This window comes from Bradyrhizobium sp. AZCC 1578 (assembly GCF_036924675.1).
Lineage (GTDB): Bacteria > Pseudomonadota > Alphaproteobacteria > Rhizobiales > Xanthobacteraceae > Bradyrhizobium.
This window is the reverse complement of record NZ_JAZHRZ010000001.1, coordinates 6,998,094-7,012,859: the sequence shown is the minus strand read 5'-3', so window position 1 is coordinate 7,012,859 and position 14,766 is coordinate 6,998,094. Positions and strand designations below refer to the sequence as shown.

Annotated in this window: 13 protein-coding genes and 1 pseudogene; 2 read left to right on the top strand and 12 right to left on the bottom strand. The window is 61.8% G+C overall.

Annotated elements, in window-relative coordinates:
- Nucleotides 1-157: 157 nt before the first annotated feature.
- Both V1290_RS33300 and V1290_RS33295 read right to left on the bottom strand, forming a co-directional pair.
- The gene (locus V1290_RS33300; RefSeq protein WP_334368273.1) at nucleotides 158-622 is read right to left on the bottom strand and encodes a caspase family protein; all 465 of its coding nucleotides are present in this window, start codon (nucleotides 620-622) and stop codon (nucleotides 158-160) included.
- 36 nt (nucleotides 623-658) lie between these two features.
- Complete coding sequence (locus V1290_RS33295; RefSeq protein ID WP_334368272.1) at nucleotides 659-1,387, bottom strand: hypothetical protein; 729 nt, start codon at nucleotides 1,385-1,387, stop codon at nucleotides 659-661.
- A gap of 380 nt (nucleotides 1,388-1,767) precedes the next feature.
- Here V1290_RS33295 and V1290_RS33290 point away from each other — a divergent pair, with 380 nt between their 5' ends.
- Nucleotides 1,768-2,946 (top strand): peptidase S8/S53 subtilisin kexin sedolisin, encoded by a 1,179-nt coding sequence (locus tag V1290_RS33290; protein WP_334368271.1) that lies wholly within the window; start codon nucleotides 1,768-1,770, stop codon nucleotides 2,944-2,946.
- A 122-nt stretch (nucleotides 2,947-3,068) separates the two neighbouring features.
- Here the strand turns inward: V1290_RS33290 and V1290_RS33285 are convergent, their stop codons facing one another.
- From V1290_RS33285 to V1290_RS33250, 8 genes are all read right to left on the bottom strand, one after another.
- On the bottom strand, nucleotides 3,069-4,142 hold the full coding sequence (locus V1290_RS33285; protein ID WP_334368270.1) for a DUF3616 domain-containing protein: 1,074 nt from the start codon (nucleotides 4,140-4,142) through the stop codon (nucleotides 3,069-3,071).
- 236 nt (nucleotides 4,143-4,378) lie between these two features.
- Nucleotides 4,379-5,329: a catechol 2,3-dioxygenase gene (locus tag V1290_RS33280; protein ID WP_334368269.1), complete on the bottom strand. Its 951-nt coding sequence runs from the start codon at nucleotides 5,327-5,329 to the stop codon at nucleotides 4,379-4,381.
- A gap of 136 nt (nucleotides 5,330-5,465) precedes the next feature.
- A complete protein-coding gene (locus V1290_RS33275) occupies nucleotides 5,466-6,311 on the bottom strand; it encodes an ABC transporter substrate-binding protein (RefSeq protein WP_334369256.1) in 846 nt (281 codons plus the stop codon).
- Nucleotides 6,312-6,318: 7 nt separating this feature from the next.
- The gene (locus V1290_RS33270) at nucleotides 6,319-7,011 is read right to left on the bottom strand and encodes a 4-carboxy-4-hydroxy-2-oxoadipate aldolase/oxaloacetate decarboxylase (RefSeq protein ID WP_334368268.1); all 693 of its coding nucleotides are present in this window, start codon (nucleotides 7,009-7,011) and stop codon (nucleotides 6,319-6,321) included.
- Nucleotides 7,008-7,733 (bottom strand): PIG-L deacetylase family protein, encoded by a 726-nt coding sequence (locus V1290_RS33265; RefSeq protein ID WP_334368267.1) that lies wholly within the window; start codon nucleotides 7,731-7,733, stop codon nucleotides 7,008-7,010. Before V1290_RS33265 ends, V1290_RS33270 begins: the two co-directional genes overlap by 4 nt.
- 55 nt (nucleotides 7,734-7,788) lie before the next feature.
- Nucleotides 7,789-8,793, bottom strand: coding sequence for a Bug family tripartite tricarboxylate transporter substrate binding protein (locus V1290_RS33260; RefSeq protein ID WP_334368266.1), 1,005 nt, complete (start codon nucleotides 8,791-8,793; stop codon nucleotides 7,789-7,791).
- 13 nt (nucleotides 8,794-8,806) lie between these two features.
- Nucleotides 8,807-9,676, bottom strand: a complete 870-nt coding sequence (locus V1290_RS33255; protein ID WP_334368265.1) for an amidohydrolase family protein — start codon at nucleotides 9,674-9,676, stop codon at nucleotides 8,807-8,809.
- Between the two features lie 34 nt (nucleotides 9,677-9,710).
- The gene (locus V1290_RS33250) at nucleotides 9,711-10,436 is read right to left on the bottom strand and encodes a TetR/AcrR family transcriptional regulator (RefSeq protein WP_334368264.1); all 726 of its coding nucleotides are present in this window, start codon (nucleotides 10,434-10,436) and stop codon (nucleotides 9,711-9,713) included.
- A 90-nt stretch (nucleotides 10,437-10,526) separates the two neighbouring features.
- On the opposite strand from V1290_RS33250, the gene V1290_RS33245 reads away from it, so the two are divergent.
- The gene (locus V1290_RS33245) at nucleotides 10,527-11,504 is read left to right on the top strand and encodes a tripartite tricarboxylate transporter substrate binding protein (RefSeq protein ID WP_334368263.1); all 978 of its coding nucleotides are present in this window, start codon (nucleotides 10,527-10,529) and stop codon (nucleotides 11,502-11,504) included.
- A 28-nt stretch (nucleotides 11,505-11,532) separates the two neighbouring features.
- Here V1290_RS33245 and V1290_RS33240 read toward each other — a convergent pair whose 3' ends face one another.
- Together V1290_RS33240 and V1290_RS33235 are read right to left on the bottom strand one after the other, a co-directional pair.
- On the bottom strand, nucleotides 11,533-12,792 hold the full coding sequence (locus V1290_RS33240; RefSeq protein ID WP_334368262.1) for an MFS transporter: 1,260 nt from the start codon (nucleotides 12,790-12,792) through the stop codon (nucleotides 11,533-11,535).
- Between the two features lie 113 nt (nucleotides 12,793-12,905).
- Nucleotides 12,906-14,726, bottom strand: a pseudogene (locus tag V1290_RS33235) (putative bifunctional diguanylate cyclase/phosphodiesterase); the annotation flags it as partial.
- Nucleotides 14,727-14,766 lie beyond the last annotated feature (40 nt).

The window sequence follows — 14,766 nt, the reverse complement described above, 5'->3', positions numbered from 1 at the left end:
AGATACTCCGCGCCGATCTTCTTGTCCGCGAGGCTCGGATTCAGTTTCGGAAAATCCCGCGGCACCCACATCCTCTCGTCTTTGTCCCATCGCAACGCACGATGCCGGATGTCATCCGGCGGCGTGAGCCCGCGAATACGCGGACCGCCATCGCGCGTCAGGCCACCCGAATGGCAGCATCGAACATCGCGATGAAGTAGCATCCGTAGGGAAGTTGCGAGTACATTTCGCAGAACTGCTTGTCGAGAATCGCGCGCGACGGCGACCAGTCAAAGTCGTGCGGCACGAGGCATTCGTCGACATGGTCCGGCTCGCCCTTCACGTTATATCCGGGGATCTGGGCGCCGTGCCCCGAATAGAACAGCACGCGCTCGTCCTCGCCGCGAACGCCGTCCAGTAACCAATGCAGGCGATCCATGATTCCTGCGGCCGTCGCACGGTCGTCGAGCACGACGCGAATATCCTCCGCATCGAACCCGCTCTCCTGCAACACTGAACTCATCAGGAATACGTCATTCACGCATCCCTCGAGGACGTCCTCGGGGTTGGGATAACTGTTGATTCCGATCAGAAGCGCGCGACGATCGGGCGGACGGGCCGTCTTGGCTACGGCGCGCGACACGGCGGCGAAGGCCCGCGATGGTTCGGCGCCGACGATTTATCGCCATACGCTTGCAAGCGCATTGGCGTGACTGAGGTACCATGTCGCGTTGTGATTCAGCACATCGTTGGGGATATCGAATTGCTCGATGACCTGCACGAAATTGTCGGCGGCGATCTTGAGCGGAGAGGTCATCACGCGATCGTCGGGATTGAACAGGTGGTACCATTTCCGACCGGACACGGCTTCGATGCGGCCCGCGAAGACATCCCGCACCGCCGGATTTCCTATCTGAGAACCGAAGCTGACAAAGACTCTGTCTTTTATCTCTTTTGGGTTGCGCACGAAGGTGTCGTAACAGATCAACGAGCCGAGGCTGTGCGCAAGAACGACATCGTAGGATCTGGAGTCCATCTTCGCGAGCACCACCTCGCGCAATTTCCCGCGCAACTCGGCGTCGGTGGACCATTGGGCCACCATACCCGCCGTCCATTTGACGATATCCGGCACGTCCGCAATACCGCGCGAGCGAGCGAATAGATCGCCCATACCGTGGATGATGCTGCTGGCAAGCAGCTTGCTCAATGCGACGGCGTAGGTCTCCAGCTTCAGCTCCGCCTCGTCGAACAGTTCGTCGTATTCGAGAAAGTCGATCTTGGGCTCCAATTCCGGGTCGCAGGCGTGCACCGCGGTGGTGATGGCCTTGGTCCAGGAGGACTGAAACTGCGGATCAATCTCCGAGTGGCTTACGCCATGGACGCAAAGCATGGTGAGCTGCTTGCTCATGGAAACAACCTTTGGATGGCAATATCAAGAATGCAATCCAAGCATGTTTTCATACCCGCGACGCAAGTCAAGCCGCATGTTCACAAATCAAACGGATTTGCCGACGCGCACGCTTGCATCGCAGCAGAGGAAGCTCGGCGGCCGCCGTGTCGCCGTGAAAACGGTCGCGAAGCCGCTTCGTGTTTTCTAGTTGTAGGAAATAGCGCCTCTATCCTAGATTGGCTCAAGGCCGACGCCGAACGGCCTGCAGGTGACGGAAAATTATCTGACGAGGGCTTGGATTTCGGAAGACATGAATTTCAGAAGGTTTTGGATTTCAGTGGGAGCGTTGAATGCAGATCTTGGGAAGGGGATGGGAGCTTCACCTCAAGCGCCTCGGAATGCACAAGAGCGGCTCGCGGCAGCGAACCTATGGCAGTTATCAAGTCTATATTGACGGCACTGCGGTGCCGTCTTTGGCAGGATTCATTTGCGAAAGATCGGGACCCGGCGACAACAGGACAGCGGGAAACGGCAAACGGATCGAGGCAAAAACCTATCCGCTGTGGACTCAATTCGGTCACTACAGATCTATCGGCTACTCGACGAGCCAGGAAGTGGCAGGCGATCCCCCGATGCCGGCCCTCCTGCTGTTGGGAACGGGCAGAAGAACCGGGATTCTGATTCATCCTGCGCATCCGCCGAATCTTTACCTGTCGAGCATCGGCTGCCTGAATCCGACGAACGCACTCGGCCCCGGGGACCTCATTGACTTTTGGGATTCGCGCCGCCGCGTAATCGCCCTGCTCGAGAGCCTGAGGGAATATGCACCCACGGCCTTCGCGCACGAGGTCTCATCCCGGATCAAGGACGCCTCGATCGTCGTAGATGGAGAGCCAACCAGACGGCTTGCCGCGCCGCGGACGCGCTCTACCGCCGTCATGTCGGCGGCGACCGCCCTGTTGCTGCCGATCTCGAAGGCGTCAGCGCTGATTTGCGCCAGGTGGCTGATGGACAATTTCGGCGACAAGATCAAGAACGCAACCGTCGGCAAGGCCTACAAGCCGAAACACCTCTGCGCGATCGCGTGCCAGGAAACCGCATACAAATGGATTCCGTGGATCGGCCACCACTCGACCCAAACCATTGTGGAACGCGCCGTCTTCGACGCGAGCGGCGACTACCCCGGCACCTCGCGCAGCGCATTCCCGGTCAATACCAGAGCGTTCCGCGACAAATACGGCCAGGCGTTCACCGACATGCTGATTGAAGAAGCGAACAAGACCCGTCGCCTGCAGGGGTGGGGCAACAAGCCGTGGGTCTACAAGGGTTACGGCCTCTTTCAATACGATCTGCAGCATGTGAAAACTGCCGAGGGTTTTTTCGCCAACAAGGAATGGTACAGCTTCGACAATTGCCTAAGCCGCGTCGTTCAGGAACTCGACAGCAAACTGACCGCCCACGGCGGGAATCTCTGGAAAGCCATCAAGGCCTACAACGGCTCTGGCGCGAACGCCGAGAGATACATGCAAAACGTCAAGGTCTTCACGGAATACTGTGAGGAGGTAACCGGACCCTGACCTTTTAGACGCGTGTGTCCGGGTCAGCGTGCTCATCCTGTGGAGGTCGCACGTCTTTCAGAATCCCGTCGTGGACCAATGCGGCCGATCGGTCGGATGCTTCAAGATTCTTCCCGGCATCCTCACTTCGACACCGGCAAGGTCAATGCCCGGAAGGATTTCTGAGGCTTGCCTGCGGCCTTGCACTTTTTGGTTCCGTCGTCCGACAGCAGCATCATGCTTGAACTGCCGGGAATCGCGAATACCGCCTCAGGTGCGAAATCGGCCGGGATTTTGACCTTCATCGCGACCGGTTCGGTGTCGCCTTCCCTACCGCTCCAGGTGAGCAGGGCGAATGGCGCCTTCATATCCGAATCCTCGGCGTCGCCGTGCGGCCCCGCGACGATGACGTAGGTATTGTTGATCCAGTCGATGCTGCGGACGCCGCGTCCTTCGAGATTGTCGAGCCGCCAAGGATTGCCGAAAACGGGCGTCTTGCCGGCGTCCTTCACCACGTCGGCCGGATTATTGAGTGGGATCACCAAGGCCTTCCTGTCGGGACGCGGATTGCGAAATCCAATCAGGAGGCGGCCGTCGGGCGTGGCAGCGAGGCCCTCGATGTTGAAGCCTGTGTTCGATTCCGGAGGCGGTCCCTCCTCCTTGCCGGGTGCATAGGCCTCGGCAAGTTTCTTGGAAAGTTTCGCAGCCTTCAGGGTCGGATCCTTGAACATGTCCTCGCGCAAGTTCTTGTAGGCGCCGGATCCGATCGGCTCCAGGCGAGGACCTTCCGCATGCGACACGATGCGTGCCGCGAACAAGCGCGACCGGCCTGGTTCGGACTCGCCGCCGGAATCGCGGCCGTGCGAAGCGATCCAGTAGATGCGATCACCAATACGCGCCGCCCCCTCGATGTCGGCTTCCTTGAAAACCGGATTGCCATCCGCTCCGGGTTTCTTTTTCTTCGGGGCTTCCAGGAACGCATCCAGGTTGAGTTCCTGAACGGCGGCGGCCTGTCCTATGCGGTAGACATTGAGGACATTGTTGTCATCATCCGCTACGGCAAAAAAGTTCTGATCGAGCGCCACCGCAGCCGAGCCGTCGCAGGCGCCTGCATATGTCGTGATCTGGTCCGCACCTTGTGCTGTCGCCAAGGAATTCGTGAGCATGGACAGGGCGACGATGATCAGCAAGCGCAATATAGGAGTGGACTGGATCATGCGTCATCTCCCAAAATAACTTGTAAAGCGACCACAATGCACCTGCATCGCAAACGTGTCAAACCCAAAGATGCAACCGACAAATGCACTTTGAGGCGCGTCAGCCAGTGACGGTTCGATACATCGCGCGGCCGAGAAGACGGGCGTGCCGTTTGAGAGACAAATTGCCGTAGGCGTTGCGGCTTCGGCGCACCCTATCGGCGAGGCTCAGCCAAATTTTCCTGCCCAATCGCCCCCTACACCGGCGGCGTGCCGTGGGTGTGAAACGACTCGATCGTCTTCAGCCCCCAGGCCTGCCCCTTCTTGCGCTCCTCTTCGGTCCAGACGATCGGCTTCCAGTCGGGCGCGAGAATGAGCCGGGCCCCAGCATTGGCGACTTCGACGCGGTTGCCGCCGGGCTCGTAGACGTAGAGAAAGAAGGTCTGCTGGATCGCGTGCTTGTGCGGACCGGTCTCGATGTGGACGCCGTTCTCCAAAAAAATATCGGCAGCGCGAAGAATCTCCTCGCGGCTGTCGAGCGCGTAAGTGACGTGGTGGAAGCGGCCGGCCTTGCCGTAGTGGTCGCGGGTATAGGCGAAGTCGTAGCTCTTGTTCGACATCGTCATCCACATCGCGGCTTCCGTGCCGTCGTTCAGCACGATCTGTTCGGTGGTGCGCAAGCCCAGATAGTTTTCGAAGAAGAGCCGGTTCGCCTTGATGTCGACGGCCAGGCAATTGAGGTGATCGAGCCGGCGGACATTGACGCCGCGCGCAGGAAAGCGTTGCGCCTGGTTCTTTAACGCCGGCTTGAGTTCGGGCGGCGCCTGATACCATTCGGTTTCGTAATAGAGCTCGACGATATGGCCGTCGGGGTCGCGACAGCGGAATGTCGGCCCCTGTCCCATATCGCCATCGATCCAGCCAATGTCGAAGCCGGAGCCTCTCAGCGCGGCGACGCGACGCTCCAGCGCCTGCGGGCTGCGCGCGCGCAACGCCATGTGCTCCATGCCTGATGTTTTCGAGGCCGTCAGCTTCAGCGAATAGCGCTCGTAATCGTCCCAGCCGCGCAGGTAGACCGAATCGCCCTTCTGGCCGCTGACGGTCATGCCCATGACGTCGACGAAGAATTTCAGGCTCTCGTCCGGCTTCGGCGTCAGCAATTCCATGTGGCCGAGATGGGCGAGATCGAAGATCGGCTCGGGGGTCATGTCGGTTCTCCTGATCGAGTTCGTCATACCCCGCGAAGGCGGGGTATCCAGTACGCCGTGCTGTCGCGAACAAATCCGAAGCGACGCGGCGTACTGGATCATCCGCTTTCGCGGATGATGACAGCTGTGCGGGTGGCTACCAGAGCGCCCGCGTTACATCGTCGAACAACTCCTCCACCGCAAGCGCACCCGGAATGAGTTTTTGCTGCGCGGAGTAATCGATAATCAGTTGCAGCGAACGCTGCATCTCGTCCCGGCTGAAGCGCGGCGCTGCTGGCGAAGCGGTCGCGGACTCGGCGAGCAGCCGATGCACCTCCCGCACAGCATCCGGATGTTCCTCCGACAATCTCCGGCTCACCACCACCATATGGTTGATCGGCACCACACCGTGCTCCCCAAACCAAGCCTTCTCTTCAGCAGCGGCATCGGCAAACAGCGGCTTCAAATCCGGATGATCCGATTTCTCCCCGAGCACTGCATCGAGTTCGCCGTCGATCAGCATCTGGACAATCTGCTTGCCCGCAGGCGCCCGCCTGGTCGTATCGACGAATTCGGCGACATGGGCCTCCTCGAACGTCACCCACTCGATCGAATCGAGATCGACACCATAGTCGTTGGCAAGGATGCCGCGCAGCCATGCGCCGGTGGTCGTCGTGAAGGAGCGGATGCCGACCCGCTTGCCGCTGAGATCGCGCGGCGTAAGCGTTCCCGCCTTCGCATTGTAAAGCGCATGCCCATGCTGAAAGCGGGCCAATACGACATCGGGCAGCAGCACCATCGGCTTGCCGAACGATTTTGCCATCAAATACGTGACGATCGCCATCTCCGAGACGTCGAACGCCCCCTCACGGACCATCGGCTTGAAGCCTTTGTTGGTCGGCGAATACGGCGCGAAATCGAACTCGACCAGGTCCGATCTGATCGATCCGCTCTTCAGCGAGGTCGTGCCGGGATGGTCGCCGAGCAAGGTGCACAGGCGCATCGCCACTTCAGTCCTCCTCCAACTCGTCGACATAGATGAGACCGGCCTTCGCCAGCGGCTCGCGCATCTTGTACATATCAAGCCCGAGCACGCCCGCGGCGAGTTGCTTGCGCTTGCCGTCTTCGTCGGCGACGCGCTTCTCGCCCTTGACGACGACATCGGCGGCGTCCTTGCGTCCGATCACCACGACGCCATCGTCATCCGCAACGACCACATCGCCCGGCTTCACATTGATGCCGGCACACACCACCGGCACATTGACCGCACCGAGCGTCGCCTTCACTGTCCCCTTGGCCGAGATCGCCTTCGACCATACTGGAAAGCCCATTTCGCGAAGCGATTTGGCGTCGCGAACGCCGGCATCGATGACGAGGCCTCTTACGCCGCGCGCCATCAATGAGGTCGCCAGCAGATCGCCGAACATGCCGTCGGTATTGTCGGTCGTGCAGCCGACCACCAGAATATCGCCGGGCCGGCACTGCTCCACCGCGACGTGGATCATCCAGTTGTCGCCGGGTTGCGCCAGCACGGTCACGGCGGTGCCTGCCGTCTCGGCCCCGCTCCACACCGGGCGCAGATAGGGCTTCATCAGCCCGAAACGGCCATAGGCCTCATGCGCGGTGGCGACGCCGAGTGCGCCGAGCCGCTTCACGAGTTCGGGCTCTGTGCGCTTGATATTGCGGACGACGACCGTCTTCATGCCAGTTCCTCCATCGCCATCGGGAACAGCCGCTGATAGGCCTCGCCATAGGTCATTGGCTTGCCGGTGTTGCGGCCACCCTGCACGCCCCGCTGCAGCGCGACCCGCTCGTAATAGGCCCACAGGTGCTTCTGGGCCGCAAGAATTTCGAACGTCTTGCGCTTGATATCCCAGACCTCGTCGATGTTGAGGATCACCTGCGGCTTGAAATTGCACATCTCCGGCTGATGCGGCTCGAACAGGAACACCGGCGGCGCCGAATAGGTGTATTTGGCGCCGGGCTTGTGACCCATCGCCTGCGCGACCACGCGGGTTTCCTGCGCGAAGTGCGCCGCGTTCGGATGATCGAAATTATAGGGATCTTCCAGCGCATGGGTCAGCACGAAGGACGGATTGAGCTCGCGGTAGATATCGACCATACGGTCGAAATGCGCCTCCGTGAGCCGCAGCGGATAATCTCCCGCGTCGAAGAACTCGATTTCCGCGCCCAGCATCTCCGCCGCGCGCTGCGCCTCGTCGCGCCTTCCGGCCTTCACCTTCTCCATCGTCGCGCCGGGCTCCTTCCAGGCGAACTGGCTTTCGCCGCGCTCGCCGAACGAGAGGCAGGCGATCTTGATGCGGTAGCCCTTCTTGGCGTGCAGCGCGATCGCGCCGCCCGCGCGCCAGACGAAATCACCGGGATGCGCGGTAACCACAAGGCCCGTTTTGCCAGCATTGCTCATGATCGGGATTTCCTCCTTCGATTGTTGCACGTTGCCGGCCGCGCCGGCAGCATGACTACTGTTTGGCAATTCCTGCCCGCTCGATCACGTCAGCCCATTTGTCGACATCGACCTTCAGCCGATCGAGGATTTCCTCGGGCGAGCTGGCCTTGGCCTCGATGCCGAGATCGAGCGCGCGCTTCTTCAAGTCGGGCATCTCGAGCACTTCGCGCAGCGCGGCATTGAGCGTCCTGATCACCTCCGGCGGTGTGCCCTTCGGCGCAAAGATCGCGTTCCAGGACCGCGCCTCGAAATCCCCGCCGCCGGCTTCCTTCACCGTTGGCACATCAGGCAGAAACGTGGTGCGCACGGGCCCCGAAGACGACACGGCAATCGCCGCCTTGTCGGCAATATGCGATCGCACCGCGCTGTAATTTTCGATCGCCATCTGGATATCGCCACGCAACAGCGCGATCAGCACTTCGGGCGAACTACGGAACGGCACGATCGTAACATCGACGCCGGCGGTCGATTTGAACAATTGCGCGGCGAGGTTCTGGGTCGATCCGACATTGATGGTGCCGACATTGAGCGTGCCGGGCCTTTGCTTCGCTGCCTTGATGAAGTCAGCCAGCGTCGGATACGGCGAGCCAGCCTGGGAGACGAAGATGAAGTCGAAATAGCCCATGCTCGAAACCGGCACGAAATCGGTCACCGGATTGAACGTCAGGTTTTTGAACAGCGATACGGAAATCGCGGTGCCGTTGCTGAACAGCGCCAGCGTATGGCCGTCCGCGGGCGCGGACAGCACAGCGCGCGCTGCGTTGATACCCCCGGCGCCCGGCATGTTCTCGATGACGAAGCGCTGGCCGAGCTTTTCGCCGAGTTTTTCGGTAACAAGCCGCGCCGTGACGTCGGCGACGCCGCCCGCGCCGAACGGCAGGATCAGCCGCACCGGTCGGTTCGGATAACTTTGCGCGCGGGCGAATTGCGGCAGCAACAGCGCTGCCGCCAGCGCCGCCATGCCGGCGAACAACGCGCGGCGCCGGCTCAAGCCATGCTGCTTTCGTTTGTTCACCATCGCACGCGCTCCTTCAAAACTCGAACAGCCGCGCCGGATTGTCGACCAGAATCTTCTGCTGCAGTTCCGGTTCCGGTGCAAACAGCGGAATGAGATCGACCAGATCGCCATCGTTGGGCATCACCTTCACATTGGGATGCGGCCAGTCGGTTCCCCAGATCACGCGCTCCGGCGCCGTCTCGACGATGCGGCGCGCGAACGGCACCGCATCGTGGAATGGTGGCCCGCCGGAGGAAACCCGCTCGCAACCGCACACCTTCACCCAGCATTTCTCGTCACGCTTCATCAGGTCGATCAACGTCCGGAACGGAAGCTGGTCGAGACCGTCGGATACCTTGACGCGCCCCATGTGATCGATGGTGTAGCGCACCGGCAATTTTGCCAGCATCTCGGCATATTCAGGCAAATCGATCGCGTCGAAATGCAGGTCGATGTGCCAGCCGAGCGGCGCGACCATCGCGACGATACGATGGAACGCCGCCATGTCGGGCACCCCGCCGAGATGACGGACGAAGTTGAAGCGGCAGCCGCGGAAACCTCCCTCGTGCAGCTCGCGAAGGCCGCGCTCGGTGATGGTATCGTCGATATTGGCGACGGCGCGAAAGGTCCCGTTGCTGACGGCAATGGCATCGAGCGCCACGCGATTGTCGGTGCCGTGCACGCTGGCATTGACGATGACCGCGCGGCCGATTCCGAGCTTGCTGTGCAACGCCCGGAAATCCTCGAGCGGCGCGTCCGGCGGCGTATAGGGCCGTCCGGGCGCGTAAGGATATTTGTCGCCGGGGCCGAAGATGTGGGTATGCGCGTCACACGCCAGCGGCGGAAGCTTGAACTTCGGCGTTCGCGTGTCGGGATCGGGTCCGGGAATTGTGGGCTGGTTCATGGTGCCTTCTGCAGTGCTCGGTTCGGGCAGGTACCTAGTCGGATGGATTTTCTTTCCGCTTTCGAACGGCACCCACCGCGTGCGGTTGTGTTGGCTTGATCCGGCGTGACGCGCCGTCGACATGATCGACGTCGGATGCCTGCAGCGAGGCGACCGTCGCCGAGACGATCTGCTCGATCGCTTCCGCCATGTCGGCGCCATCGGCTTCGCCGCGGGAGAGCCGCGTCACCCGCTCCGGATTGACGAGGGTGTAATAGAGCGCGCCGAGCAGGAACTGCGACCGCCAGACGATCGTCGTGCGCGGCAGATGCGGCAGGCTTTCCGCGATGGCGTCAATGAATGCATTGGTGGTGTCGTCGAAGATTTCCGCGATGATGCGGCCCACCACCGCGTTGCCTTCGGCCGACATCACCGCGCGCAGCCGCGTGAATCGCGCCCCGCCGCCGGCAAGGTCGCTGCTCGACGAAAACGCCGGCTGCACATAGGCGCGCACGATCGCTTCCAGCCGGTCCTGAATGTCGCGCACGCGCCTTGCAGCCACCAGCAGTTCTATGCGGCGCTTGTTCATCGGGCCGCAATGGCGCTTGTAGATTTCGAGCAGCAGCCCGTCCTTGCTCTTGAAGTGATAGGTGATGCTGCCGGGATTGGCGCCTGCCTCCAGCGCAATGTCGCGGATCGACACGGCATTGAAACCGCGCGTCGAGAACAACAGCTCGGCCGCGCTCAGGATGGCTTCCCGCATGTTGGGGTTTCGCGTCATGGCATTGCTTTCCGTTCTCGAGTTTTGTACGTTTGTACAAATGATAAGGTCTAGTCAACAAAAATCCTATTCCACAGGAAGGCGCCCCGCATGCCCGTTTTCAGCAAGATCCTGCGCACCGTATTCGCAGCCGCCACGCTTTCGCTGGCGGCCACACACGCCTACTCGGAGCCGTTCCCGACCCGGCCCGTGCGTATCCTGGTGCCCTATGCCGCCGGCGGCGCCGTCGACGTGCTGGCGCGCACGCTCGGGCAATCGCTGTCGAAGACCTGGGGGCAGCAGCCCGTCATCGAAAATCGTCCGGGCGCCGGTGGAATCATCGCTTCGCAAGCACTCACGCAATCGGCGCCGGACGGCTACACGCTGATTCTGGTCGCCAGCGGCCATCCGTTGAACCAGTTCTTCTATCCAAAATTGCCCTACGACACCTTCAAGGACTTCACCGCCATCAGCGAGATCGCCTATTCGCCGCTGGCAATCGTGGTTTCCAAAACCAGCTCAGTGAAGAATTTGCAGGAGTTGCTGTCGACAGCGCGCGCAAAGCCTGAGTCATTGTCGTACGGCATGTCCGGCAACGGCACCTCGGCGCATCTGGCCGGTGAGCTCCTCAACTACATGGCCAAAGTCAAGATCCAGGCGATCCCCTACAAAGGCGGTGCCCCTGCCCTCACGGCCGTGATCGCGGGCGAGATTCCCATGAGCGTCAACCCGCTGCCCGAGGTGGTCGGCCAGCTCGAAGGCAATGCCGTGCGCGCCCTTGCCGTGACGACAGCCCAGCGCTCGAAGGCATTGCCCGATGTTCCAACGGTCGCGGAAGCCGGCCTGCCCGGCTATGACGCCTCGGTTTGGTGGGGTTTTCTCGGCCCGTCCGGCATGGCGCCTGACCTGGTCGCCAAGATCCACGCCGACCTTGCCGCCGTCCTGAAGGATCCGGTGGTTCTGACCGCGCTGGAAAAGATGGGCGCCACGCCGGTCGGCAATTCACCCAAGGATTTCGACGCTTTCATGCGCGCCGAAGCCGCGAAGTGGGAGCCGGTGCTGAAGGAGGCGAATATCAAGGTGCAGTGAGATCGCCGAGCCGGCTTGCGCGGTCAGATCATCGCGCATTCGCCGGTGCATGCACGTGCCAGAGATCGGCGCGCCAATGCAACACGATCGCCAGCATCAGCGCGAGACCGGCCGCCGCGTAGACGGTGCCGGTCGCCGCAAATCCGATCTCGTCGATCAGGCTGCCGGCGGCCAACAGACCGATCGGCAGGCCGTAGATCACCATCATGCGCACGCCCATCACCCGGCCGCGGAAATTCTCGCTCGCGGTCCGCATCAGGATGACGGCGATCGAGATCATGGCGAGGCTTTGCGAAAAGCCCGCCACCACCAGGCACACGATCGCGGTCGGCACGGTCTGCATCTGCGCAAATACCAGCAAGGTCACGTACCAGACGACGGTCGCGCCGATCATCAGCCGCGCCACCCGGATATCGCGGATCAGGCTCAATACGATCGAACCGGCCAGCGAGCCGATCGCAAAACTCGCCGACAGATAGCCAAGCCCGGTCTGGTTGGTGCCGTAGATCGCCTTGGCGATATAGGGCAGCAGGCCGTTGGAGAGCGGATAGGCCGTGAGGTTGGCCAGAAATGCCACCCAGAGCGCAGCCTGCATCCGCGGCGTGGTCCAGACATAGGCGACCCCTTCCTTGAGATCGCGCAGCGGCGAGCGCTGCAACGCCTCGCTGGCCGCCTCGCCCGCGAGTTGCGGCTTTGCCGGCGCCACGATGCACAGCGTCAGCGCGGTCGCGGTAATGTAAAGGCAGACGATCGCCACGTAGGCCGGACCCATGCCGAGCGAGGCAAACAAGCCGGCGCCGCTCAGCGCGCCGGCAATGCGCGCGGTATCCATCGTGGTGCGCGAGATGCTGATTGCCCCAATCAACTGGCCATGCGGCATGATGGTCGCAACCAAAGCGCCGCGAACGCCGAGATCCGACGGACGAACGATGCCCATCACGGCCGCGATGGCAAAAACAAATATCGGCGCTAGATGGCCGGACAGCGCCAGCGTCATCAGCACGGCGCCCAGCATCGCGTAGGTCGCGCGCATCATCGCCAGCAGATCGCGGTGACCGATGCGGTCGCCGACGACGCCGAACATCGGCGCTACCAGCGTACCGACATAGCCGAGCGAGGCGAACAGGGTAAGCAGCAGGACCGATCCGGTCTCGACCAGCACGTACCAGCCGAGAATGAGCGTCTCCATCTCGAACGCCCACGAGGTGAGCAGATCAGCCGGCCATTGAAAGCGATAGTTCCTGACGCGGAATGGTGCGAGCGCGGAAGATCGCGCAGGCTCGCTCAAGATGCGTTGTCGCGATTCATCGCGGTCCACCCTGCCCTGTTTCTTGTTATGAAGAACTGGATAGCAAGCCGGGCCCCTCGTTTCAAGCAGCCGCGTTTCAAGCAGACGACGTCTTAGGCAGCCGACATGGCCCTGGCGCGGTGCGAGAGCAACAGCCGCCTCACCTCGGCGGCCGATATCGCGGGGCTGAACAAATAGCCCTGCATCTCGGTGCAGCCGAGGATGTACAGCAAGTTCCTCTGCTGTTCGGTTTCGACACCCTCCGCCGTTGTCGTCATGTCGCTGGCGGCTGCGATATTCACGACGGCCTGGACGATGGACGAGGATGCGCCGGGGCCTGCGATGTCCCTGATGAACGAACGATCAATCTTGATCTTGTCGAACGGGAAACGCTGGAGATAGCTGAGCGAGGAGTAGCCGGTGCCGAAGTCGTCCAGCGCGATTCGGACACCCAGCTTGCGCAACTGATGCAGCATGTCGAGCGCCGCCTCGTCGTCGCGAATGAGGACGGCCTCGGTGATTTCGAGCTCCAGCCTGCTCGCGGGAAGGCCGCAGGCGGCCAACGCCGCGGCCACGTTCAGCGCCAGCGATTGGCTCCTGAACTGCACCGGCGAGACGTTGACCGCGCCGCGGACATGGTCGGGCCAGGTAGCGGCCTCGGCGCAGGCGGCATTGAGCACCCACAGGCCGAGCTGATTAATCAGGCCGCTGTCTTCCGCGATCGGGATGAATTCCGCCGGCGAGATCATACCGCGTTCGGGGTGCCGCCACCGCAACAGCGCCTCGCAGGATGAGATCTTGCCGTCCTCGATATTGACCACCGGCTGGTAATAGGTCTCGAGGCTGCCGTCGCTGATCGCCTGGCGCAGCTCGAGCTCCAGGCTTCGCCGCGTTTTGGCGCGCTGATCCATGCCGATCTCGAAGAAGCGGTAGGTTCGCCGTCCGTCGCCCTTGGCGCCGTAGAGCGCAAGGTCCGCATTCCTCAACAACTGGTCGAGGTCCACCCCGTCGCTGGGAGCAAACGCTATTCCGATGCTGGCATCGGTGGTGATCAGGTGCCCCATACATTCAAAGGGCTGCCTGATCGCCGAATGGATTGCATCAACGAGCCGAGTGGTTTCCGAGCGATCCTTGATGGGCATTTGAATGACGGCAAACTCATCGCCGCCGAGCCGGGCCGCCACGTCGGTTTCCCTCAAGCAACCGCGTAGGCGATCGGCGACGCCTTTGAGCAATTCATCGCCGATCGGATGGCCGAGCGCGTCGTTGACGCTCTTGAATTCGTCGATGTCGATATAGAGCACCGCCAATTGCTCGCCCGGCCGGATCGCTGTGAGCGAACGTTCCAGCCGCTCGCGGAACAGGATCCGGTTCGGCAGGTCTGTCAGACCATCGTAGTGCGCCAGATGCGCGATCTTCTCTTCCGCGCGCTTGCGCTCGGTGATGTCTTCGATCGTAGCCACCCACCCGCCGCCCTTCAGCGGCCGGTTGATGATCTCGATCGCCCGGCCGCCCGGCGCTTCCGTAAGTTGGCGCGTGGCCTTGCCGAGCGACACCTTCTGAATGATCGCGTTGCAGAATGCATCGACGTCGCCATCGAAGGATCCGGTTTCCTTCCGGTGGGCGATCAGCCGCTGCATGGTGCAGCCGGGCTTCGCCACGTCGGGCGACAATCCGAACATGTCGAGATAGGGCTGGTTGCAAATGATGATCCGCGCGGATGCATCATACAGAACAAGACCTTGCGGGATGTTGTTCACGGCGATCGAGAGCTGGCGCCGCTCGGCCGCCAGCCGCCGATCAGTCAATCGGTCGCGCCGCAGCAAGTGTCCGGCGACTGCGGCCAGAGCGGCGACGAGCGCCAGCAGGACGCGTTCGCGAAGGCTCCATGTCGAGATAGCAAATTGCGCGAGTATGGCCGCCGCGAGCAGGACGACGGCGCAGACAGCAAGCAGCGTAAATAGCCCGGCCTTA

Bases quoted from the DNA above. Each gene is read 5' to 3' on its own strand.
- V1290_RS33295 (WP_334368272.1), bottom strand. From the start codon at position 1,387: ATGAGCAAGCAGCTCACCATGCTTTGCGTCCATGGCGTAAGCCACTCG.
- V1290_RS33290 (WP_334368271.1), top strand. From the start codon at position 1,768: ATGCACAAGAGCGGCTCGCGGCAGCGAACCTATGGCAGTTATCAAGTC.
- V1290_RS33285 (WP_334368270.1), bottom strand. From the start codon at position 4,142: ATGATCCAGTCCACTCCTATATTGCGCTTGCTGATCATCGTCGCCCTG.
- V1290_RS33280 (WP_334368269.1), bottom strand. From the start codon at position 5,329: ATGACCCCCGAGCCGATCTTCGATCTCGCCCATCTCGGCCACATGGAA.
- V1290_RS33275 (WP_334369256.1), bottom strand. From the start codon at position 6,311: ATGCGCCTGTGCACCTTGCTCGGCGACCATCCCGGCACGACCTCGCTG.
- V1290_RS33270 (WP_334368268.1), bottom strand. From the start codon at position 7,011: ATGAAGACGGTCGTCGTCCGCAATATCAAGCGCACAGAGCCCGAACTC.
- V1290_RS33265 (WP_334368267.1), bottom strand. From the start codon at position 7,733: ATGAGCAATGCTGGCAAAACGGGCCTTGTGGTTACCGCGCATCCCGGT.
- V1290_RS33260 (WP_334368266.1), bottom strand. From the start codon at position 8,793: ATGGTGAACAAACGAAAGCAGCATGGCTTGAGCCGGCGCCGCGCGTTG.
- V1290_RS33255 (WP_334368265.1), bottom strand. From the start codon at position 9,676: ATGAACCAGCCCACAATTCCCGGACCCGATCCCGACACGCGAACGCCG.
- V1290_RS33250 (WP_334368264.1), bottom strand. From the start codon at position 10,436: ATGACGCGAAACCCCAACATGCGGGAAGCCATCCTGAGCGCGGCCGAG.
- V1290_RS33245 (WP_334368263.1), top strand. From the start codon at position 10,527: ATGCCCGTTTTCAGCAAGATCCTGCGCACCGTATTCGCAGCCGCCACG.